Origin of the sequence: Sporosarcina siberiensis (genome assembly GCF_042681925.1) — a bacterium.
GTDB classification, from domain to species: Bacteria; Bacillota; Bacilli; order Bacillales_A; family Planococcaceae; genus Sporosarcina; species Sporosarcina siberiensis.
In genome coordinates this window covers 1-514 of the sequence record NZ_JBHUGI010000031.1, presented here as the reverse complement: position 1 = coordinate 514, position 514 = coordinate 1, and the positions used below count along the sequence as shown (strand labels likewise).

1 protein-coding gene is annotated in these 514 nt (G+C 37.4%); it reads right to left on the bottom strand.

The features are described from left to right. Positions 1-417 (bottom strand): transposase (locus tag ACFSFY_RS10915; RefSeq protein ID WP_381537977.1); only part of this gene is annotated, 417 nt, incomplete at its 3' end. Positions 418-514: the final 97 nt, after the last annotated feature.

Genomic DNA, 514 nt, shown 5'->3' with positions numbered 1-514 from the left:
GGATGAAACGAATGATTTAGAAATACTTTCTCCACAAAGCTGTTCCACAATATTGGTAACCTTGCGAGTCGAGACGCCATTTACAACCATCTCGAGCATAGATAATACTAAAGCTTGTTCACAGCGAGCGTAACGTTCAAAAACAGAAGGTGAGAACTCACCTTGCCTTGTGCGCGGTACCTTTAACGTGATTCGACCGACGCTAATCGTATAATCCCTTTCGTAATAGCCGTTACGGTAGTCGACACGATCCTCAGATCTTTCATAGGATTCTGCTTTCAAATAGTCGTCACGTTCTTTTTCCATGTACTCATTCAGCACTAAAACAATTGTTGATTTAACAACTGATTCCATATTTGAATTCATAACTGTATCTTTTAAATTGTCTAGATCTATAGTAAAATTAAGTAAGGCCATTTTCCATTCCTCCTAAATGTTTATCGTCGTTGAAAACATTTTATCATAAGGAATGGAAAATGCCTTTTCCTATTTACACAATTATATGGACTCCATC